Origin of the sequence: Paenibacillus mendelii (assembly GCF_024498075.1) — a bacterium.
Classification (GTDB): domain Bacteria; phylum Bacillota; class Bacilli; order Paenibacillales; family Paenibacillaceae; genus Paenibacillus_Z; species Paenibacillus_Z mendelii.
The window spans coordinates 13,564-33,448 of the sequence record NZ_JANHOF010000012.1; the positions used below are offsets into that span (position 1 = coordinate 13,564).

Genomic DNA, 19,885 nt, shown 5'->3' on the forward strand with positions numbered 1-19,885 from the left:
ACATGCGTATGCTGCGTGCGGAGCAATTTGGGTTGAAGCGCGAGGTGGAGTACGGCACACCGGAGCAGAATGAAGCGGTTCGGCAGATCGTCGAAGCGGTCCGGAATGAAGGAGACACGGCAGTGCTCGCGTATACGGAAGAGCATGACCGGGTGAAGCTTGCGGCCGGGTCGCTGCGCGTGACAGAAGGCGAGATTCAGGCGGCGTACGATCACGTGGACGAAGCGTTCCTGGTAGCCATCCGCGAAGCGGCTGCCAATGTTCGAGCCTTCCATGAGAAGCAGGTTCGCCAGTCATGGATGGATCTTCAGCCCGATGGATCGATGCTTGGACAAATTCTTCGTCCGCTGAAGCGGGTCGGCGTCTATGTACCGGGCGGCAAGGCTGCGTACCCTTCATCGGTGCTGATGAACGTCATTCCGGCACAGGTTGCCGGTGTACCGGAGATCGTGATGGTCACGCCCCCCGCAACAGGCGGCAAGGCGGGGATTGACCCTTATATCCTGGTAGCCGCTGCAGAAGCTGGCGTGAAGGAGATGTACCGCGTTGGCGGCGCACAAGCGGTTGCCGCGCTTGCTTACGGCACGGCGTCGATTCCGCCGGTCGATAAAATATGCGGGCCCGGCAATATCTACGTCGCGCTTGCGAAGCGGGCTGTATTCGGCGTCGTCGATATCGACAGTATCGCAGGACCAAGCGAGATCGTTGTTCTAGCCGACGAGCAAGCGGATGCCGCTTATGTAGCGGCCGACCTGCTGTCGCAGGCGGAACATGACGAGATGGCCTCTGCCATTCTCGTAACCACGTCAGAAGAGTTTGGTAACAGGGTGGCAATTGAGGTGGAGAAGCAGCTGGCGGATCTGCCGAAGGCGGCAATTGCCCGCAAGTCCATCGACAGCAATGGCGCGGTGCTGCTGGCCGAATCACTCGACGAAGCGATCGCGGTAATTAACCGGATGGCGCCGGAGCATCTTGAAGTCATGGTCGAGGATCCGATGTCGATACTCGGCCGGATTGAGAATGCGGGTGCGATTTTCATTGGGCCCTACAGCTCCGAGCCGGTAGGGGATTATTTTGCAGGACCGAATCATATTCTTCCGACGAACGGCACAGCCCGGTTCTCTTCGCCTGTGAATGTGGATGACTTCGTGAAGAAATCGAGCCTGATTTATTACAGCAAAGAAGCGCTGCTAGCTAATGGCGATAAGATTATGACGCTTGCCCGCCATGAAGGACTTGAGGCGCATGCGCGAGCGATTGAACTTCGGCTGCAGCGAGAGGGCCGGGAATAAACAATGAAAGAAGGGCATCTCATGACGGATAATGTCATCCGCGCGGCCGATGTGGCGCGCAAGACGAATGAAACAGACATCAAGCTGGCGTTTTCAGTGGATGGCAGCGGAACGTCGAATATCGAGACGGATGTACCGTTTCTGAATCATATGCTGGATCTGTTTACGAAGCACGGGCAATTCGATCTTACCGTTGAGGCCCGGGGCGATGTTGATATCGACGATCATCACACGGTAGAGGATATCGGGATTTGCCTTGGACAGACCATTCGCGAAGCATTAGGCGACAAGAAGGGCATCAAGCGGTATGCGTCCGTGTTTGTTCCCATGGACGAGGCGCTTGCTCAGGTCGTGATTGATCTCAGCAACCGCCCTCACTTTGAGTATCGCGCTCAGTACCCGTCGCAGCAAGTAGGCAGCTTCTCCACGGAGCTCGTACATGAGTTTCTATGGAAGCTTGCGCTTGAGGCTCGCATGACGCTTCACGTCATCGTTCATTACGGGGTGAATACGCATCACATGATCGAAGCCGTGTTCAAAGCGCTCGGCCGGGCGCTTGATGAAGCGACCAGCATTGACCCACGCGTACAAGGAGTGCCCTCGACGAAAGGAGTGCTCTAAGATGATTGCGATCATTGATTACGGCATGGGCAATCTTCACAGCGTCAGCAAGGCGGTAGAGCGGCTTGGCTACAAGGCTGCGGTTACGGCAGATGCCAAAGAAATCATGGAGGCGGACGGCGCCATATTGCCAGGGGTCGGCGCATTCGGCGATGCCATGCAGAATCTGCGGAACACCGGGCTGGACGAAGTGACGAAGTTCTACGCTTCGTCCGGCAAGCCGCTGCTCGGTATTTGCTTAGGCATGCAGCTGCTGTTCGACGAAAGCGAGGAGCATGGCCGGCATGCCGGCCTCGGGCTGCTTCCGGGAACGGTGGTCCGCTTCCGCGGTGACTACAAAGTGCCGCACATGGGCTGGAACAAGCTTGACTTCCGCCAGCCGAGCCCGTTGTTTGAAGGGCTTGCCGAAGGCCATGTCTACTTCGTGCACTCCTTCCATGCCAAGCCGCAGCGCGAAAGTGATCTGCTTGCAACGACAGACTATCATCAGAATGTGACTGCGATCGTAGGGAAGGGCAATGTGTACGGCATGCAGTTCCATCCGGAGAAAAGCAGCGATCTCGGCATGAAGCTTCTAGGGAATTTCTTAAATCTAGCCGTTTCACGCGAAGCGGTTCGTTAATCGTACCGTTTAGTAGGGAGCGGGCAGCGGCAAACGGGTCCGTATTTCAGATAGGAGGCGGCATCGTTATGCTAGCCAAACGAATTATTCCATGTCTTGATGTAAAGGACGGCCGAGTAGTGAAGGGCGTCAATTTTGTTAACTTACGTGATGCCGGCGACCCCGTCGAGCTTGCGGCAACATATGACCGGGAAGGTGCGGACGAGCTCGTGTTTCTCGATATTTCGGCATCCGTTGAAGGCCGCGCTACAATGGTCGAAGTGGTGAAGCGCACAGCCGGTGAAATTACGATTCCGTTCACGGTTGGCGGGGGCATCTCCCATGTCGATGATATGAAACGGCTGCTTCGCGCAGGCGCCGACAAGATCGGCATAAATACGGCTGCAGTGAAAAATCCGACCCTGGTTAAGGACGGCGCCCGCAAGTTTGGCTCGCAGTGCATTGTTGTCGCCATCGACGCCAAGTTTAATCCTGAATGGGGCGAGTGGGAAGTCTATACGCACGGCGGCCGCAATGCCACAGGCATGAAGGCGGTAGCCTGGGCGCAGGAAGTGGAGCGGCTGGGTGCGGGAGAGATCTTGCTCACCAGCATGGACGCGGACGGCACGAAGGACGGCTTTGATCTGAAGCTGACGCGTGCGGTGTCGGACTCGCTCGGCATCCCGGTGATCGCCTCAGGCGGAGCAGGGCGCGTCGAGCACTTCTACGACGTATTCGAGCAAGGGCATGCGGACGCGGGACTTGCGGCGACGATTTTTCACTACAAAGAAATGACGATACGCGACGTTAAAGACGATCTGCGGAAGAAAGGAGTCGAAGTACGATGAGCGCAACGAACATCGAGACTGTGGCTGAACAAATCAAGTGGGATGAAGCTGGACTGGTGCCGGTGATTGTGCAGGATCAGATTAGCAAAGAAGTGCTCATGATGGCGTACATGAACCGGGAGTCGCTGGCGAAATCGGCTGCAACGGGCGAAACGTGGTTCTGGAGCCGGTCGCGCAGCGAGCTCTGGCATAAAGGCGCAACCAGCGGACATACGCAGCGCATCGTCTCCATGCATTACGATTGCGACGGAGACACGCTGCTCGTCCTTGTGCAGCAGGAGGGTGCGGCATGCCATACAGGCCGTTACAGCTGCTTCTATAATGAGGTTGGCGGTATTGCCGGCACGGAGGCGGTCCAAGCGGATGCGCCTAAGAAGGAAGGGGCTGCCGATCGTTTCGCGATGCTAAGCCAATTGGAGAGCGTGATCGCCAAGCGTTACGTGGAGCGTCCGGAAGGGGCGTACACCACGTACTTGTTCGAGAAAGGCGTCGATAAAATTCTGAAAAAGGTCGGTGAAGAATCGGCTGAGGTCATCATCGCTGCTAAAAACAAGGATAACGACGAGCTTCGCATGGAAGCAAGCGATCTCATCTTCCACCTTATGGTGCTGCTTCGCGATCGTGGATTATCCCTCGATGAAGTCATGGCTGAGCTTGGCCACCGTCACAATAAGAATAAGCAGAACTCCAATTAAAGGCTGGCTGAGAAGCCCATTAACCGAGCCGCGCAGGTGCGAAGCTCGGTTATGTGCTGTCCGGCCAACGTCCGTCCGGTGGATGGATGAGGATGAATCCAATTTGGCTGAAGCGCGTGCGCTGCTGTAAGAAGTCGGATTTCCTCTATTGGAGAGGTTTGATGGTCAAAAACGACGAATGCTGGCTTTTTGAATTATTCTCGTTTCCATGTATAATGAATGTTGTCGAAACAAGCTGCTACGAATGTAAAAATTAAGTGGTCCAATCGCTCAGGAGGGTATCATGTTTAGCGACAAGCTGCGTATTTTCTCGGGTTCTTCGAATCCAAAACTTGCTGAACGGATCAGTGCCGAACTCGGCCTGCCGCTTGGCAAAATTAAATTGTCTCGTTTCAAAAGCGGCGAGATCTATGTTCACTATGAGGAGTCGGTCCGCAACTGCGACGTATTCCTTGTGCAATCATTCTCGCATCCAATCAACGATCACTTGGTCGAACTGCTTGTCATGATTGACGCCGCGAAGCGTGCTTCCGCGCGTACGGTCAACATCATCATGCCGTATTACGGATACGCGCGCCAGGAGCGGAAAGCTGCACCGCGTGAGCCGATTTCGGCAAAAATGCTTGCGGACGTACTGACCACTGTCGGTGCGAATCGCGTCATCACCATCGACCTGCATGCGCCGGCCATCCAAGGCTTCTTCAACATCCCGGTAGATCATCTGACCGCGCTAGATTTGATCAGCGATTATTTGAAACGCAAAGACATCCGGAACCCCGTCGTCGTATCCCCGGATGCCGGACGTGCCTCCACGGCGGAGAAGCTGGCGAACTATCTCGATTCTCCGTTTGCCATCATGATCAAGAAGCGGCCCACCCACAATGAATCCATCATTACCCACGTTATTGGGGATGTTGAGGGCGGTACGCCGATCATCATTGAGGATATGATCGATACGGGAACGACGATCGTCAACGTCGTAGAAGGCCTCAAGGAACGCGGTGCCGAGGACGTATTCGTATGCGCCACGCATCCGTTGTTCTCCGGCCCCGCGCTGCAGCGATTGGACCATCCGAATATTAAAGAAGTCATCGTTACCGATTCGATCTCCCTGCCGGATAACCATTCCGACCGGTTCACCGTTCTGTCGGTAGCGCCAATGCTGGCCGAAGCGACCCGCATCATTATTGAGGGCGGTTCGATTAGCACGTTATTCAAGAATGCAGGCGTATAGCAACTGAATAATCATCTATTTAACGGGCCTTATGACTAGATAAAAACCATCAGGATTGAGATGACAACGCTTCGGTTAACCCGCGATTTGCCACATATTCTTTCGTGTGTGGATAGGCCGCGCTATGGTATAATCGTAGAACTTAGATGTACCGGGGAGGTGCCTTGCGGATGAAAGAGAAGAAACGTGCGGCTGCGAGCCAAAAAACGAAAGTTATACCGATTCAATGGGACGCGACGTTCTTTTTCGAGCGAGCGGTTCGCTCGCTGGATCGATATCATTATGACAAGGCACTGAAATATTTCCGGCGCGCCGTGGAATACGAGCCGGATAATCCGGTAAACCATTGCAATATGGCCGGTATCCTGTCGGAAATGGGCGATTACGAGGAATCGAACCGCATTCTTCGCCTCATCATCGATGAGCTTGATCCCACGATGACGGAGTGCCACTTCTATATGGCCAATAACTTTGCCAATATGGAGATGTACGAACCTGCCGAGGATGCGCTCGTGCGTTACTTGGAGGAAGATGCCGAAGGCCAGTTTCTGGACGAGGCTGAAGAAATGATGGAGCTGCTCCACTTCGAACTGGAACGGCCGACCAAGCTTGCTTTTATCAAGGCGCGAGAAGGGTTCTATGAGCATGATCAAGCCCGGTCGATGCTGGAGGAAGGCAAGTTTGTCGAAGCGGTGCGTCTATTAGAGAGCATCGTGGAGAAGAATACCGAATTTCTCGCGGCGCGCAACAATTTGGCGCTTGCGTATTATTACATGGGTATGTTCGACAAGGCGATGCATACGATCGGTGAAGTACTCGATATTGAGCCGGGGAACCTGCATGCGCTTTGCAACCTGGCCATCTTTCATCAGCATGCGGGTAACGAAGAAGAGCTTCGTCCGCTTGTGTCGCTATTGTGCAAGACCGTTCCCTTTCATCAGGAGCACGTGTTCAAGCTGGCGACTACGATGGGCATACTGGGCGAGCATGGCGAAGCCTATCGGCACTTTGTGCGTCTCATGAAGGAGGGATCGCTTCGAAGTGATCCCTGCCTGTATCATTATACCGCTGTTGCAGCATGCAATACGGGGAAATTAGCCGAAGCCGAGCGATTGTGGATTCAAGTGGCCAAGATGGATCCGCAATCTAACGTGCCAGGCTATTATTTGGAGCAGCTGGGACGCGTACGTGAGGGCGGGGAGCCCGCACCGACGAGCTACCACTACCATCTCCCGTTTGAGGAACAATTCAAGCTGTGGGAGAAGTCGAGCGATACGCTGCCAGACCATCTGAAGCGAGATCCGCTTGTACGCTCATCGTTCTTCTGGGCACTGCGCCACGGCGACCGTCACACTAAGCTTCAAGTTATCCAGGCGCTTGGCATGATTGCCGACAATGAAGTGAAGGACGCGCTCCGTGACTTCATCGTAGAGCCGCAGGAGGATGACTACCTGAAGCGGATTGCCATCTTCGTGCTCCGTACAATCGGCGTTCACGAATCACTTAAGGCCGTGCTTGAAGGGGAAGAAACCGTCATTGAACATAGCCGCATGCCTTCTAGACTCCCGGTATGGGAGGATAAGTGGCAAGCGGTTCTAGAGGCTGCGCTTATCCGCATGAATAAGCACTACGACTTGGTTCAGCAGCACGATCTTCTTACGCTGTGGATCGAATTCTTGTCGAGAGTCTATCCGGATGTGCCGAAATTGGGTAAGGTAGAAGGATGGGCCGCCGCGCTAGAATATTTAACAGCGAAGATGCATCGGCGGGCGATTTCATACCACGAGGTATCCGAGCGATATGGAACATCTATTGCGACCGTGAGCAAATGCGCGAAGCGTATTGATGAGATTTGCGGCATTAAGGAAAAGATGAAGATGATCTTCCCTGCGCTAACCGAACAAACTCGTGATTAATCAGATAAAGAGCTTTGCCCCGAATGCATGATTGTCTCGGCCGGAGCCGAAGCTAAGAAAAGCATTCCGTGGAGTAAGGGTCGATTGTGAAGGAGGCAACTACATGTACAAATCCATTATTATCGGAACCGGCCCTGCCGGTTTGACGGCTGCTATCTATCTGGCTCGTGCAAACATGAATCCTTTGGTCATTGAAGGACCGGAGCCGGGCGGTCAGCTGACGACGACGACGGAAGTCGAGAATTTCCCTGGATTCCCTGAAGGCATCATGGGTCCGGATCTCATGGCGAACATGCGCAAGCAGGCAGAGCGCTTCGGTGCGGAATTCCGTACGGGCTGGGTGAACTCGGTCGATATGTCGAAGCGTCCGTTCACCCTTCAAGTAGAAGGACAGGGCGAGCTGCAAGCGGAGTCGATCATTATATCGACCGGCGCTTCGGCGAAGTACCTTGGCATCGCGAACGAGCGTGAGAATGTTGGCCGCGGCGTCAGCACATGCGCGACGTGTGACGGGTTCTTCTTCCGCGGGAAGAAGATCATCGTAGTCGGCGGCGGCGACTCGGCGATGGAGGAAGCAAACTTCTTGACTCGCTTTGCATCTGAGGTTGTTCTTGTTCATCGCCGCGAAGAAATGCGCGCCTCCAAGATTATGCAGGATCGTGCCCGTGAGAATGGCAAAATCAGCTGGTCGCTTAACCGTACGCCACTTGAAGTTGTAGCTGGCGATATGGGTGTCACGGGCCTGAAGGTTCGTAACAACGAGACGGGTGAAGAGGAATTGATCGAGACGAACGGAATCTTCGTTGCGATTGGTCATACGCCGAACACCAAGTTCCTTAACGGACAGCTTGAAACGGACGAGACGGGTTATCTGATTGTGAAGCCGGGAACGAGTGAAACGAATATTCCGGGTGTCTTCGCCTGCGGTGACGTTCAGGACCATAAGTATCGTCAAGCGATTACGGCAGCAGGCAGCGGCTGCATGGCGGCGCTCGATTGCGAGAAGTACCTTGAGGGCCAGCCTGTTCATGACTGGAGCCAATCGCTGTAGCATCTGGATTGCTCTATAGGTTATATCTCAGAACGAGCGCTTTCCTGTATAAGGGAGCGCTCTTATTATTGTCCGGATCGATCTGTGGTAAAGGCTGGAGAGGTCCCAGTGGGCACTGCGTCAAAGAATGAAGCAGATGGAATCCATCTGCAGGGTTATCCATTAAGAGAGCGGTGCTCAAGCCGCATCCATTACCTTGACCTATTGGGGACGTTCAATTATAGTTGGAACATAAAGCAACACTACCATTATTGTAGAGGTGGACTTGGAATGTCTGAAAAAATTGTAGTTGGCGTTGATATCGGCGGTACCACCATTAAAGTGGGTATTTGCGATACGAACGGCGAACTGCTCCATACCTATGAAGGACCGACCGGTACCGAGAAAGGTCCGGATTCGATATGTGAGAATATCGCCGCCTACGCCCGGCTCATCGTGGAACAGTCTTCCTACAGCTGGGACCAGGTAGAAGGCGTTGGTATTGGCGTTGCCGGATTTATTGATATTCCCAACGGAATCATTAAGTTTTCGCCTAATTTGCATTTCCGCGACGTCCATCTCAAAGAATTTCTTGAGGATAAGCTCCAAAAGAAAGTGCTCATAAACAACGACGCAAACGTGGCGGCTCTTGGTGAAGCATGGGCTGGGGCTGGCCGCGATATTATGCATTGTGTCTGCTACACGCTGGGAACCGGCGTTGGGGGAGGCATTATCATCAATGGCCGTGTGATTGAAGGCTATGCAGGTGTGGCGGGAGAACTCGGCCATATGTCGATTGTGCCGGATCTGGAGGCCATTCAATGCGGTTGCGGTAAGATGGGATGCCTGGAGACTGTCTCTTCGGCGACCGGTATTATCCGCATGGCGAAGGATGCCGTAGAACGCGGCGACCGTACCTCGCTATCTTTTGTCGAGAACATTACGGCCAAGGATGTCATTGACGCAGCTAGGACGGGCGATGAAGTGGCTTCGCGCATCGTATCTCGCGCCGCCTATTACCTTGGCAAGTCGATGTCAGCCGTAGCGATTGTGCTTAACCCGCAGCGATTCATTGTTGGCGGCGGCGTTTCGTATGCCGGCGAGTTTCTGTTTGAACAGATTCGTGAGGTCTTCATTAAAGCAACACCTGAAATTATCGCAGAAGGCGTGGAAATTGTACCGGCTATTCTCGGCAACAATGCGGGCGTAGTAGGAGCAGCCGGATTGATTATTCGTTCATAGCTGCTTGCACGCGCATGTTGAAGCAGGCCTGTAGCGGGTAAGTAAGTTATGCAGGCAATAGAGTATATTTAATCGTTACGCAGCGCCAGTGCAGCTGCCGGCTCACGGATGTGATACGGCACTGCCCTGCAATGCAGCCGTCTCGTTCTGTGAGCGGCGGGTTTATAAGCAGCGTTTTTCGGAGGTGTAGACGATGGATACGGGAACAGCGATGGCAAAGCTGGTTATCATCACGGGCATGTCCGGTGCGGGTAAGACAATCGCCGTGCAGAGTCTGGAGGACTTCGGTTTTTTCTGCGTCGACAATTTGCCGCCGGTCCTCATTCCGAAGTTCGCCGAGCTAATCGAGCAGTCTAACGGAAAAATCGGTAAGGTGGCACTCGTCATCGATCTGCGGGGACGCGAGTTTTTCACGGCACTATCGGAATCGCTCAGCTACATGAAGGACCATTACACCATCGGATACGAGATTTTGTTTTTGGATGCCACAGATAGTGTCCTCGTTCAGCGTTATAAGGAAAGCCGGAGGCGGCATCCGTTGGCGCCAGAAGGACTGCCTCTGGAGGGCATCAAGCTGGAGCGCCGTATGCTGGAGGATCTGAAGGGCTGGGCAACGCAGGTTATCGATACGAGTAATTTGAAACCTGTACAGTTGAAAGAACGTATCATGTCTAGATTCACGAATACGGATTTGAGTACAATCTCGATCAACATCACATCATTCGGGTTCAAATACGGCATACCCATTGATGCGGATCTGATTTATGATGTCCGCTTTTTGCCGAATCCCCACTACGTGGAGCATTTGCGCCCGAATACCGGTCAAGACCCGGAAGTCTACGATTATGTCATGAAGTGGCCCGAGACGCAGACCTTTCTGACCAAGCTGCTCGATATGCTTCAATTCCTGATTCCGCTTTACCGGAAGGAAGGCAAGAGCCAGGTTGTCGTTGGTATAGGGTGCACAGGCGGTAAACATCGTTCAGTTGCGATCGCTGAGTATTTGGGCCGCATGCTGGGCAGCAGTGACACGGAGTATGTCCGTGTCAGCCATCGCGATGCTGATCGCGATCGGCACTGAGGTGGATAATGGAGAAGAAGGTTAGAATAGAGCGTCACCCCCGTATTGTCGTCATCGGCGGCGGTACGGGTCTGTCTGTTATGCTGCGCGGCTTGAAAGAAAAGCCGCTCGACATAACGGCAATCGTTACCGTTGCCGATGATGGCGGCAGTTCCGGCATACTAAGGAACGAGCTGCAGATGCCGCCGCCGGGCGATATTCGGAACGTGCTCATAGCGCTTGCCGATGTAGAGCCGCTGTTGTCGGAGATGCTGCAGTATCGCTTCAACAACGGCACCGGTCTGGCAGGTCATAGTCTCGGCAATCTTATGCTTGCCGCAATGACAGACATTGCAGGTGACTTCGTGACCGGGATACGTGAGCTTAGCCGGGTATTGGCCGTACGCGGCCGCGTTCTGCCGGCTGCAGGACAGGCGATCGTGCTTCATGCGGAGATGGCCGACGGAACGATCGTAACCGGGGAATCCGTTATACCGAAATCCGGTCAAGCGATCAAGCGTGTGTTCATCGAACCGGAGCAGGTCGAGCCGCTGCAGGAGGCGGTGGATGCCATCCGTGAGGCGGATGCGATCCTCATCGGTCCAGGGAGCTTGTATACGAGCATCATCCCAAATCTGCTCGTGCCGAAGCTCGCTGAGAGTATAGTGGAATCAGATGCGGTCAAACTGTTTATATGCAACGTCATGACGCAGCCAGGCGAGACGGACAACTACTCCGTGGGCGACCATCTGCAGGCCGTGTATGAGCATATCGGTCATCATTTGTTCGACTATGTAATCGTGAATGATGGGGAAATCCCGCCGCAGGTACAGGAGAAATATGCGGAGAAGGGTGCCAAGGCGGTTCACCTGGATCTGGATGAAGTAACACGGCGCGGGTACAAGGTTATTGCCGACAGGCTGGTTTTGTTCCGTACCTATCTCAGGCACGATGCGGCAAGATTAAGCCATCATATTTACCAGCTTGTAGAAGACTGGATGAATCGAAAGGGGTGAGACGTAGATGTCTTTTGCAGCGCAAACCAAAAAAGAACTAACGCTTATCGAAACCGACTCATGCTGCGAAAAGGCGGAATTGTCTGCTCTCATTCGTATGAACGGCTCTGTCCAGTTGACGAATCGCAAAGTCATTCTAGATATTTCAACGGAGAACGCGGCGATTGCCCGGCGTATATATTCGCTGATTAAGAAGATGTTTACGGTCCATATTGAACTGCTTGTCCGTAAAAAAATGCGTCTAAAAAAGAATAACGTTTATATTGTGCGTATACCGGTTAAAGTGCAGGAGATATTAAGTGAGCTTCGTATTGTTTCTGAAGGCTTCATGTTTAATCAGGGCATAGATAAGAATATGCTTCGCAAAAGCTGCTGCAAGAGATCCTATCTGCGCGGAGCTTTCTTGGCTGGAGGATCGGTAAACAACCCAGAGGGTTCTTCTTACCATCTGGAGATAGCATGTATGTATGAAGAGCATTGCAAAGCGCTCGTTGACCTTGCCAACAAGTTCGATTTGAACGCGCGCTGTATCGAACGCAAGAAGGGGTTCATCTTCTACATGAAAGAGGGCGAGAAAATCATCGAGCTCTTGAACATCATAGGAGCCCACCAAGCCTTATTTAAATTTGAAGATGTCCGCATTATGCGCGATATGCGCAATTCCGTTAACCGGATTGTCAATTGTGAGACGGCAAACTTGAATAAGACGATTGGCGCCGCCGTTCGGCAAATCGATAACATAAAACTGCTGCAGAAGGAAGTTGGACTTGAAAGCTTGCCGGATAAGCTTCGCGAGGTAGCTGAAATCAGGCTGCTGCACCCGGATATGAACCTCAAAGAAGTCGGCGAGATGCTTAAAGGGAAAGTGAGCAAGTCGGGTGTGAACCATCGACTTCGCAAAATTGACGAGATTGCGGAAAAATTAAGGAACGGGTAGCATTAGGCTAGTGCTGTTCTGGGAAAAGTGGTATAATAGGGACTAAAATGACGTTAGCACTCGTGATCATCACACGAATGAATTTAGTATAGGGGGTAAGGTTTCCATGACAAGGCATCCGGTTGTCGTTCGACTGAAAACAGGTCTCCATGCAAGACCGGCCGCACTTTTCGTTCAGGAAGCAAATAAGTTTTCTTCCGAGGTCTTCGTCGAGAAGGACGATAAAAAAGTCAACGCAAAATCGATTATGGGCATTATGAGCCTTGCCATCAGCTCGGGTACCGAGGTCACCATAAGCGCGGAAGGTTCGGATGCAGATCAAGCTGTAACCGCTTTAGTCAACTTGGTCAGCAAGGAAGAATTGGAAAACCAATAAACCGTGGTAAAGAAGCTCCCAATAAGGGAGCTTTTTTCGATTTCAGCGGACTTTCAGACTAGTGGAAGAGTATTGCAACAATACTAAGAAAAGACACGTCTAAGAAATAAACGAAGAAGGAGATGATTCGAATGGGTGATGAAAAGAAGAGTTATCGACGTTATTCCATGCTGCTGGTCGTACCGGTACTGGCTGCGGCCATCGGGATCGGGGTTGTAATCGGAGCAGGGGGCCCAAAAGCAGAGGTGCAGGCAGCTGCGGCAGACGGAGGAGTGGAGAGAGGCTTGATTACGGTATCCGGTAATGGGGAGCTGCAGGTAGCTCCAGATGTCGCTTATATCAATGTGGGCATTGAGACGCGGGCGGCGACCGCTAAAGAGGCGCAGGCCAAGAATGCCAACCAGTTCGCGGCCATGGAGAAGGTGCTGTACGATACCTACAAGATGGCTAAGAAAGATGTGAAGACGGTCGGATTCTACGTACAGCCGGAATATAAATATAATGAGAAAGACGGGACGAGTAAGGTGACGGGCTATGTAGCGACACATACGGTCCAGATCACGTCGCGCAACCTAGAAGGTATTGGACAGCTGCTGGATAGCTTGTCGGCGGCAGGAGCGAACCGGATCGAGGGCGTTACGTTCAATACGGAGAAGCAGGAGCAATATGAGCTGCAGGCACTCGAGAAGGCAATGGCGAATGCCAAAGCAAAAGCGGAGACGCTGGCAAAGGCTGCAGGCCGTTCGGTCAAAGGCGTTGCCGCGATTTCTCAAGGGAATGTAAGCAGCACGCCGATATTCCAGCGTAATATGAATATGGCGGCTGAAAGCAAAGCAGACGGCGGTGCAACCTCGGTTCAAACCGGTGAGATTACAATTACGACTACTGTAAGCGTTGCTTATGAAATGCAATAAATAGAAGGTAACAGAAAGAAGGCAGGGGCCCGGAGGCACCTGCCTTCTTTCTGTGTTCTTGTACAGGTAAATAAATAACTAGCACTGCATGAAGCAGATTGTCGTTAGTTTCGTTCGTGTACTTCCAAGCCGCGTTGTTGGATGGCGTGTTCAATTAACGATATGAATTCATTAGATAAACGCATAGCCTTCGCTTCGTGATAGACCTCTACAAGGTGCGTGTCGCTCAGAGGCCGCAGCAGCAGAGATTTGTCCTGCATAGGCAAGAACAAATTCAACGCTTGTGGATCCGCAGGCGCTTCTGTCTCGTAAGGACGGTCATAGTCAGTCGAATAGTGGGCGAAGACAGGCTCGGTATTAGTAGAACGAATGAAATTACGCACATTGGCAATTGGATTCGATAGTTTCATAAGGGTGCAACTCCGTTAATAAGATTTCTTGAAACAGCCTAGACGCAGGTGAAACTGGAATCATTTAGTACATGATAGCATGAATATTTGAAGGAGTCGTTATGAGTTCAGCCGGGGGAATTTTTGTTGACAGAACTTTGTAAGTGTGTTATATAGCGGGGCTTACTTGGAGAGGCTGATGAAAGAGAAAGAGCGTCAACCGTTAATAACGGTCGACGCTCTTAGGGTGGTGTCTTATAGTTTGTCGATAACTTTGTCGACCAGTCCGTAAGATGCAGCTTCAGCTGCACTCATGAAATAGTCGCGATCCGTATCCCGTTCGATCTTATCAAGCGGTTGACCGGTACGTTCGGACAGGATTTTGTTCAGTGTATCACGCGTTTTGAGAATGTGCTTGGCGCGAATTTCAATATCGCTGGCTTGACCCTGCGCCCCGCCAAGAGGCTGATGGATCATGACTTCGCTGTTCGGGAGAGCGTATCGCTTGCCCTGTGCGCCCGCTGCGAGCAGGAATGCGCCCATGGATGCGGCTAGTCCGACGCATATCGTGGAAACATCCGGTTTAATGAACTGCATCGTATCGAAGATGGCGAGACCTGCGGAGACTGAACCTCCAGGGCTGTTGACGTAGAGGGAAATATCCTTCTCCGGATCGTCAGCGGCAAGAAAAAGCATCTGCGCGATAATGGAGTTAGCGACCATATCATTCACCGGTGTGCCAAGAAAGATAATGCGGTCCTTCAGAAGCCGGGAATAGATGTCGTAGGCGCGCTCGCCGCGGTTGTTTTGCTCAATGACCATAGGTACGAAATTCATGTCTAAGTAGTCCCTCCTTAATATGTTGTGCTAATTTGGAAGCTCAGCTTCCGAAAGTAGGTGATGTGCTTCATGTATAACCATCATAACGGAAAGTGAATTGAAAGTCAAAGATGGTCAAACGTTGGGTACAAAAAAACCGGCGATAGCCGGTTGTTAGTTGTAATATGGCGCGCCCGCGAGGGATCGAACCTCGATCTCAGGCTCCGGAGGCCTACGTCGTATCCATTGGACCACGGGCGCAAAAGCGATAGCGAGGATTAGTATATCTAATTTTCGGGGAAAAAGCAATATGGGTTTAAAAAATAATTTTGTGTAAATGGTGTCGGCAAACGGTTTCATAGGCAAAACCCTTCTTGCCCCGCGTCCAGCTTTGGAGTACAATAGCAGTGGGACTAAAAAAGCTTACGCGGGACGCATTGTGTCCATGGTCTACATGCTTAATTTCGGCAATGGAGTGAACGTGGAAAATGCAGTCTCTCATTGAATTGCAGCAGCAGCTTGTGCCGGATATGCTCGTAGTGATGAAGAAGCGTTATTTAATTCTGCGCCAGGTTATGCTATCCGACATGATCGGACGCCGCACGCTGGCCGCATCCCTAGATATGACGGAGCGGGTATTGCGTGCGGAGACGGACTTTTTGAAGGCGCAGGGACTTCTTCATATTGATTCTGCTGGCATGCGGATTACGGAAGCGGGCAAGCGGCTTCTGGAGGATATGGAGCCGTTCTACAAAGCGATGTTCGGCTTGTCCGATCTGGAGACACGCATTCGTGACCGGTTTGGCTTAAAGCAGGTCATGATTGTGCCGGGAGACTCCGATAGCTCGCCTCATGCGAAGCGGGAGCTCGGACGTGCAGGCTGCTCGGCGCTCCGTAAGGTGATGGAGAAGGATGATGTCGTTGCCGTAACCGGTGGATCCACGCTTGCCCAGGTAGCCGGCCAGCTGACGACCCAAACCCCGCTGAAAGGGAATTGGTTCGTACCTGCAAGAGGCGGGTTAGGCGAGAGCCTCGATTACCAAGCCAATACGATCGCATCGACGATGGCCAAGCGGACGGGCGCGCAATACAGACTGCTCCATGTGCCCGATCATTTGAGCGAAGAAGCTTACCTGTCCTTAATGCAGGAGCCGAATATCCGCGAAATCGTAGAAGTGATCCGTCATGCACGCATTGTTATCCATGGTATTGGAGACGCCTTGGTCATGGCGAGAAGAAGACGCGTCGACGGGTCGGTTATTGAAGCGTTGAATGCGGAGGGAGCACTTGCGGAAGCATTCGGTTATTATTTCGATCGGAATGGCGATGTTGTTCACCGCATGCCGACAGCCGGACTTCGGCTCGAGGATATCACGGCAACCGAGGTGGTTATCGCGATTGCGGGCGGACGAAGCAAGGGTGAGGCGATCGCAGCCGTCATGCGCTTCGGGCATGATGACATACTCGTCACCGACGAAGCTGCAGCACTTGAGATCGCAGCTATAATCGATGAAGAAGAGAATCAAGACATGAACGCGTGATCTTGACGTATGCATGCAGCCTGGCGCTGCGTACACGAACGTCTTGAGATAGATTTTAAAAAAATATGTTTTTAGGAGGAAATAACAATGGTTAAAGTAGGTATTAACGGATTTGGTCGCATCGGACGCAACGTATTCCGCGCAGCATTGAACAACCCAGATGTCCAAGTGGTGGCTGTAAACGACTTAACGGATACGAGCACGCTCGCTCATCTGCTTAAATATGATACAACGCACGGCAAGCTTGACGCTACTGTAGAAGCGAAAGAAGGCGCGTTGATCGTTAACGGCCGCGAAATTAAAGTATTCGCAGAGCGCAACCCAGAGAACCTTCCTTGGGGTCAAGTAGGTGTGGAAGTCGTTGTTGAATCGACGGGTATTTTCACGGCGAAGGAGAAAGCTGAGCTTCACCTGAAGGGCGGCGCTAAGAAAGTCATCATCTCCGCACCGGCTACTAACGAAGATATCACGATCGTTATGGGCGTTAACGAAGACAAGTATGACCCATCGGCTCACACCGTTATCTCCAACGCTTCTTGCACAACGAACTGCCTGGCGCCATTCGCAAAAGTGCTTAACGACAAATTCGGTATCGTTAAAGGCATGATGACGACGGTTCACTCTTATACGAACGATCAATCCGTACTTGACCTGCCGCATAAGGATCTGCGCCGCGCACGTGCCGCTGCAGAGAATATCATCCCTTCGTCGACGGGCGCTGCGAAAGCTGTATCCCTCGTACTGCCTGAGCTCAAAGGCAAACTGAACGGTATGTCGATGCGCGTTCCTACACCTAACGTTTCGGTTACGGATCTCGTTGCTGAGCTGAAAGTTAACGTTACGGTTGAAGAAATCAACGGCGCTCTGAAAGATGCTGCCGAAGGCCGTCTGAAAGGCATTCTTAACTACTCCGACGAGCCGCTTGTATCGAGCGACTACAACGGTGACCCAGCATCCTCCACGATCGATGCTCTATCGACGATGGTTGTTGAAGGCAACATGGTAAAAGTTGTTTCTTGGTATGACAATGAGTGGGGCTACTCAAACCGCGTCGTTGATCTTGCCGCTTACATCGCTTCCAAAGGTCTGTAATACGGACACCTACTTCGAAGGAGCTGCCCGTGCAGCTCCTTCTCGTTGGTTGATGCGGTATAACGGCTGCTCGAAGCTTTGTTTTCACACATACAGATAAAGAACCTGCCCGGCTTGCCGAACGAGACGAGGACAGGTATGGATAGGATTAATAGTGGTGTAACGAATAGATGATTGAATGTCCAGGGAGGCCTCCGATTATCCGCGAGGATAGCGGCGCTGATCACAGCTTCTGGAGGTTCGACAAAACCAAGGAGGGTCTACATCGATGAACAAGAAGAGTGTGCGCGACGTTGAAGTAAGCGGTAAGCGCGTGTTTGTGCGCGTTGACTTTAATGTGCCGCTGGAGAACGGAGCCATCACGGACGATAAGCGGATCCGCGAGACGCTGCCGACGATTAACTACTTGATCGAGAAAGGCGCTAAAGTCATACTTGCCAGCCACTTCGGCCGTCCTAAAGGTCAGGTTGTAGAGGAGCTGCGCTTGACGCCGGTTGCAGCACGTCTGTCCGAGCTTCTTGGGAAGCCGGTTATCAAGGCGGATGCGGCGATTGGTGAAGAAGTGGAAGCCCAGGCCGCTGCTCTGAACGCCGGTGATGTATTGCTGCTTGAGAATGTGCGGTTCTACCCGGGTGAAGAGAAGAATGATTCGGAGCTTGCGCAGTCCTTCGCGAAGCTGGCGGACTTGTTCGTGAACGACGCATTCGGCGCGGCACATCGCGCGCATGCTTCGACGGAAGGTATCGCTCACCACCTCCCTGCCGTTTCCGGTCTTCTTATGGAGAGAGAGCTGGACGTGCTTGGTAAGGCGCTCAACAATCCGGAACGTCCATTCACGGCTATTGTCGGCGGATCGAAGGTAAAGGATAAGATTGATGTCATTAACAAAATGATCGAAATCGCGGATAATATCGTGATCGGCGGCGGTCTTTCTTATACGTTCTACAAAGCGCAAGGCCATGAGATCGGTAAATCGCTTGTCGATAACGAGAAGCTGGATCTTGCCCTTGGATTCATTAACAAGGCTAAAGAGCTCGGCAAGAACTTCCTCTTGCCGGTTGATATCGTCGTAACGGATGATTTCAGCGCGAATGCCAATACGAAGATCGTGGATATCGACGGCATCCCGGCGGAATGGGAAGGTATCGACATCGGACCGAAGACCCGTGAGATCTACGCGGACGTGATCAAAAACTCCAAGCTGGTCGTATGGAATGGACCGATGGGCGTATTTGAAATCGAACCGTTCTCGCATGGTACGCAAGCTGTTGCCCGCGCATGTGCGGAAACGTCCGGTTACACGGTAATCGGCGGCGGCGACTCGGCAGCGGCGGCGGAGAAGTTCGGTCTTGCGGACAAGATGGACCATATTTCCACGGGTGGCGGCGCCTCTCTTGAGTTCATGGAAGGCAAAGCGCTACCGGGCGTAGTTGCTTTGAACGATAAGTAGTGGCATGCTGGTGAAGGCGAATTAAATTTTTCTTCAATATGTGTTAGGAGCTGAAGAACATGCGGAAACCAATTATTGCGGGTAACTGGAAAATGTTTAAAACCGTATCCGAAGCAACTGCGTTCATCGCAGCTGTGAAGGGTAAGGCGGAGGTTGAGGGCGTAGAGGCGGTTATTTGTGCGCCATACACAACGCTGCCGGCACTAGTCGAGGCGGCCAAAGGATCGGCTATCGCGATCGGTGCCCAGAACGTGCACTTCGAAGATAACGGTGCTTTCACGGGTGAAATCAGCGGCGTTATGCTGAAGGATCTCGGCGTGAAATACGTCATTATCGGACATTCGGAGCGCCGCGCTTATTTTGCGGAGACCGATGAGATCGTGAATAAAAAGGTTCATGCGGCATTCAAGCACGGCTTGACGCCAATCGTCTGCGTGGGCGAGAAGCTAGAAGAGCGCGAAGCAGGCCAGACGAAAGACGTGTGCAAGGTGCAAACCGAAGCGGCTTTCCAAGGCTTGTCCACAGAGCAGGCGGCGGAAGTTGTTATTGCTTATGAGCCAATCTGGGCGATCGGAACAGGCAAATCCTCAACGTCTGCAGACGCGGAGGATGTTATTGCCTACATTCGCGGTATTGTGGACGGGCTGTATAACAGTGAGACAGCGAATGCGGTCCGTATTCAATACGGCGGCAGCGTGAAGCCTGGCAATATTCGCGAATATATGGGACAATCGAATATTGATGGCGCTCTTGTAGGCGGTGCAAGTCTGGAAGCGGCGTCTTATATCGAACTGGTCGAGGGGGCGAAGTAA

The 19,885-nt window shown here is 52.5% G+C and carries 20 protein-coding genes and 1 tRNA gene; 18 read left to right on the forward strand and 3 right to left on the reverse strand.

The window, feature by feature from the left end:
- Positions 1 to 2 precede the first annotated feature (2 nt).
- The 14 genes from hisD (at position 3) to NNL21_RS26290 (ending at position 13,782) form a co-directional block, all read left to right on the forward strand.
- On the forward strand, positions 3 to 1,292 hold the full coding sequence (gene hisD / locus NNL21_RS26225) for a histidinol dehydrogenase (RefSeq protein ID WP_204821432.1): 1,290 nt from the start codon (positions 3 to 5) through the stop codon (positions 1,290 to 1,292).
- Between the two features lie 21 nt (positions 1,293 to 1,313).
- Positions 1,314 to 1,913: an imidazoleglycerol-phosphate dehydratase HisB gene (gene hisB / locus NNL21_RS26230; RefSeq protein ID WP_204821431.1), complete on the forward strand. Its 600-nt coding sequence runs from the start codon at positions 1,314 to 1,316 to the stop codon at positions 1,911 to 1,913.
- A gap of 1 nt (position 1,914) precedes the next feature.
- Positions 1,915 to 2,535 carry an imidazole glycerol phosphate synthase subunit HisH gene (gene hisH / locus NNL21_RS26235; RefSeq protein ID WP_204821430.1) on the forward strand — a complete coding sequence of 207 codons (621 nt, stop codon included), beginning with the start codon at positions 1,915 to 1,917 and terminating at the stop codon, positions 2,533 to 2,535.
- A gap of 68 nt (positions 2,536 to 2,603) precedes the next feature.
- Positions 2,604 to 3,362 carry an imidazole glycerol phosphate synthase subunit HisF gene (gene hisF, locus NNL21_RS26240; RefSeq protein WP_204821429.1) on the forward strand — a complete coding sequence of 253 codons (759 nt, stop codon included), beginning with the start codon at positions 2,604 to 2,606 and terminating at the stop codon, positions 3,360 to 3,362.
- A complete protein-coding gene (gene hisIE, locus NNL21_RS26245) occupies positions 3,359 to 4,057 on the forward strand; it encodes a bifunctional phosphoribosyl-AMP cyclohydrolase/phosphoribosyl-ATP diphosphatase HisIE (protein ID WP_204821428.1) in 699 nt (232 codons plus the stop codon). The genes hisF and hisIE overlap by 4 nt, the downstream gene beginning before the upstream one ends.
- A 283-nt stretch (positions 4,058 to 4,340) precedes the next feature.
- Positions 4,341 to 5,291 (forward strand): ribose-phosphate diphosphokinase, encoded by a 951-nt coding sequence (locus NNL21_RS26250; protein WP_204821427.1) that lies wholly within the window; start codon positions 4,341 to 4,343, stop codon positions 5,289 to 5,291.
- 170 nt (positions 5,292 to 5,461) lie between these two features.
- Positions 5,462 to 7,207: a tetratricopeptide repeat protein gene (locus NNL21_RS26255; RefSeq protein ID WP_204821426.1), complete on the forward strand. Its 1,746-nt coding sequence runs from the start codon at positions 5,462 to 5,464 to the stop codon at positions 7,205 to 7,207.
- A gap of 103 nt (positions 7,208 to 7,310) precedes the next feature.
- Entirely contained in the window at positions 7,311 to 8,258 is a 948-nt protein-coding gene (trxB, locus tag NNL21_RS26260) for a thioredoxin-disulfide reductase (RefSeq protein WP_204821425.1), read from the forward strand.
- Positions 8,259 to 8,528: 270 nt separating this feature from the next.
- Complete coding sequence (locus NNL21_RS26265) at positions 8,529 to 9,479, forward strand: ROK family glucokinase (protein WP_204821424.1); 951 nt, start codon at positions 8,529 to 8,531, stop codon at positions 9,477 to 9,479.
- A gap of 193 nt (positions 9,480 to 9,672) precedes the next feature.
- Complete coding sequence (gene rapZ / locus NNL21_RS26270; protein WP_204821423.1) at positions 9,673 to 10,560, forward strand: RNase adapter RapZ; 888 nt, start codon at positions 9,673 to 9,675, stop codon at positions 10,558 to 10,560.
- Positions 10,561 to 10,568: 8 nt separating this feature from the next.
- Positions 10,569 to 11,555, forward strand: coding sequence for a gluconeogenesis morphogenetic factor MgfK (gene mgfK / locus NNL21_RS26275; protein WP_305880971.1), 987 nt, complete (start codon positions 10,569 to 10,571; stop codon positions 11,553 to 11,555).
- Positions 11,556 to 11,562: 7 nt separating this feature from the next.
- Entirely contained in the window at positions 11,563 to 12,492 is a 930-nt protein-coding gene (gene whiA / locus NNL21_RS26280) for a DNA-binding protein WhiA (protein WP_204821422.1), read from the forward strand.
- Between the two features lie 106 nt (positions 12,493 to 12,598).
- A complete protein-coding gene (locus NNL21_RS26285) occupies positions 12,599 to 12,868 on the forward strand; it encodes an HPr family phosphocarrier protein (RefSeq protein WP_090583454.1) in 270 nt (89 codons plus the stop codon).
- Positions 12,869 to 12,999: 131 nt separating this feature from the next.
- The gene (locus NNL21_RS26290; RefSeq protein WP_204821421.1) at positions 13,000 to 13,782 is read left to right on the forward strand and encodes an SIMPL domain-containing protein; all 783 of its coding nucleotides are present in this window, start codon (positions 13,000 to 13,002) and stop codon (positions 13,780 to 13,782) included.
- Between the two features lie 104 nt (positions 13,783 to 13,886).
- On the opposite strand, the gene NNL21_RS26295 is transcribed toward NNL21_RS26290, so the two are convergent.
- From NNL21_RS26295 to NNL21_RS26305, 3 genes are all read right to left on the reverse strand, one after another.
- Positions 13,887 to 14,192, reverse strand: a complete 306-nt coding sequence (locus NNL21_RS26295; protein WP_256555486.1) for a sporulation histidine kinase inhibitor Sda — start codon at positions 14,190 to 14,192, stop codon at positions 13,887 to 13,889.
- A 234-nt stretch (positions 14,193 to 14,426) separates the two neighbouring features.
- Positions 14,427 to 15,008 (reverse strand): ATP-dependent Clp endopeptidase proteolytic subunit ClpP, encoded by a 582-nt coding sequence (clpP, locus tag NNL21_RS26300; protein ID WP_204821420.1) that lies wholly within the window; start codon positions 15,006 to 15,008, stop codon positions 14,427 to 14,429.
- A 168-nt stretch (positions 15,009 to 15,176) separates the two neighbouring features.
- A tRNA-Arg gene (locus tag NNL21_RS26305) sits at positions 15,177 to 15,251 on the reverse strand.
- A gap of 227 nt (positions 15,252 to 15,478) precedes the next feature.
- Between NNL21_RS26305 and NNL21_RS26310 the strand changes: the two genes are divergently transcribed.
- The 4 genes from NNL21_RS26310 to tpiA all read left to right on the forward strand — a co-directional run bounded on the left by NNL21_RS26310 (position 15,479) and on the right by tpiA (position 19,885).
- Entirely contained in the window at positions 15,479 to 16,531 is a 1,053-nt protein-coding gene (locus tag NNL21_RS26310) for a sugar-binding transcriptional regulator (RefSeq protein ID WP_204821419.1), read from the forward strand.
- A gap of 87 nt (positions 16,532 to 16,618) precedes the next feature.
- Positions 16,619 to 17,623, forward strand: coding sequence for a type I glyceraldehyde-3-phosphate dehydrogenase (gap, locus tag NNL21_RS26315; protein ID WP_204821418.1), 1,005 nt, complete (start codon positions 16,619 to 16,621; stop codon positions 17,621 to 17,623).
- Between the two features lie 268 nt (positions 17,624 to 17,891).
- The gene (locus NNL21_RS26320; RefSeq protein WP_204821417.1) at positions 17,892 to 19,073 is read left to right on the forward strand and encodes a phosphoglycerate kinase; all 1,182 of its coding nucleotides are present in this window, start codon (positions 17,892 to 17,894) and stop codon (positions 19,071 to 19,073) included.
- A gap of 59 nt (positions 19,074 to 19,132) precedes the next feature.
- Positions 19,133 to 19,885 carry a triose-phosphate isomerase gene (tpiA, locus tag NNL21_RS26325; protein WP_204821416.1) on the forward strand — a complete coding sequence of 251 codons (753 nt, stop codon included), beginning with the start codon at positions 19,133 to 19,135 and terminating at the stop codon, positions 19,883 to 19,885.

Bases quoted from the DNA above. Each gene is read 5' to 3' on its own strand.
- hisD (WP_204821432.1), top strand. From the start codon at position 3: ATGCGTATGCTGCGTGCGGAGCAATTTGGGTTGAAGCGCGAGGTGGAG.
- hisB (WP_204821431.1), top strand. From the start codon at position 1,314: ATGACGGATAATGTCATCCGCGCGGCCGATGTGGCGCGCAAGACGAAT.
- hisH (WP_204821430.1), top strand. From the start codon at position 1,915: ATGATTGCGATCATTGATTACGGCATGGGCAATCTTCACAGCGTCAGC.
- hisF (WP_204821429.1), top strand. From the start codon at position 2,604: ATGCTAGCCAAACGAATTATTCCATGTCTTGATGTAAAGGACGGCCGA.
- hisIE (WP_204821428.1), top strand. From the start codon at position 3,359: ATGAGCGCAACGAACATCGAGACTGTGGCTGAACAAATCAAGTGGGAT.
- NNL21_RS26250 (WP_204821427.1), top strand. From the start codon at position 4,341: ATGTTTAGCGACAAGCTGCGTATTTTCTCGGGTTCTTCGAATCCAAAA.
- NNL21_RS26255 (WP_204821426.1), top strand. From the start codon at position 5,462: ATGAAAGAGAAGAAACGTGCGGCTGCGAGCCAAAAAACGAAAGTTATA.
- trxB (WP_204821425.1), top strand. From the start codon at position 7,311: ATGTACAAATCCATTATTATCGGAACCGGCCCTGCCGGTTTGACGGCT.
- NNL21_RS26265 (WP_204821424.1), top strand. From the start codon at position 8,529: ATGTCTGAAAAAATTGTAGTTGGCGTTGATATCGGCGGTACCACCATT.
- rapZ (WP_204821423.1), top strand. From the start codon at position 9,673: ATGGATACGGGAACAGCGATGGCAAAGCTGGTTATCATCACGGGCATG.
- mgfK (WP_305880971.1), top strand. From the start codon at position 10,569: ATGGAGAAGAAGGTTAGAATAGAGCGTCACCCCCGTATTGTCGTCATC.
- whiA (WP_204821422.1), top strand. From the start codon at position 11,563: ATGTCTTTTGCAGCGCAAACCAAAAAAGAACTAACGCTTATCGAAACC.
- NNL21_RS26285 (WP_090583454.1), top strand. From the start codon at position 12,599: ATGACAAGGCATCCGGTTGTCGTTCGACTGAAAACAGGTCTCCATGCA.
- NNL21_RS26290 (WP_204821421.1), top strand. From the start codon at position 13,000: ATGGGTGATGAAAAGAAGAGTTATCGACGTTATTCCATGCTGCTGGTC.
- NNL21_RS26295 (WP_256555486.1), bottom strand. From the start codon at position 14,192: ATGAAACTATCGAATCCAATTGCCAATGTGCGTAATTTCATTCGTTCT.
- clpP (WP_204821420.1), bottom strand. From the start codon at position 15,008: ATGAATTTCGTACCTATGGTCATTGAGCAAAACAACCGCGGCGAGCGC.
- NNL21_RS26310 (WP_204821419.1), top strand. From the start codon at position 15,479: ATGCAGTCTCTCATTGAATTGCAGCAGCAGCTTGTGCCGGATATGCTC.
- gap (WP_204821418.1), top strand. From the start codon at position 16,619: ATGGTTAAAGTAGGTATTAACGGATTTGGTCGCATCGGACGCAACGTA.
- NNL21_RS26320 (WP_204821417.1), top strand. From the start codon at position 17,892: ATGAACAAGAAGAGTGTGCGCGACGTTGAAGTAAGCGGTAAGCGCGTG.
- tpiA (WP_204821416.1), top strand. From the start codon at position 19,133: ATGCGGAAACCAATTATTGCGGGTAACTGGAAAATGTTTAAAACCGTA.